The 253-nt window shown below is 32.4% G+C and carries 1 protein-coding gene; it reads right to left on the bottom strand.

Annotated features, from left to right (window positions below):
• A partial coding sequence (locus F1003_RS19030; RefSeq protein ID WP_235898433.1) for a glutamate--tRNA ligase family protein occupies positions 1–253 on the bottom strand: 253 nt, incomplete at both ends.

Below are 253 nucleotides of genomic sequence, written 5' to 3'. Positions count from 1 at the left end.
AGTAACTGATCTATTAATGGTTGGTAGATATGTTGACGTTCAGATTGACGATATGGTCCGTAGCCATTGTCTTTATCTACAGACTCATCCCAATCTAATCCTAACCATTTAAGATTATCAAATTGTGATGTTTCTCCATCTTCTAAATTACGTTTTTTATCAGTATCTTCAATTCGAATCACAAAATCTCCGTTGTAATGTTTAGCATACAAGTAATTGAATAATGCTGTTCTTGCATTACCAATATGAAGAT

This window comes from Winogradskyella ouciana, from assembly GCF_009709615.1.
Classification (GTDB): domain Bacteria; phylum Bacteroidota; class Bacteroidia; order Flavobacteriales; family Flavobacteriaceae; genus Winogradskyella; species Winogradskyella ouciana.
This window is presented reverse-complemented; position numbering and strand designations above follow the sequence as displayed.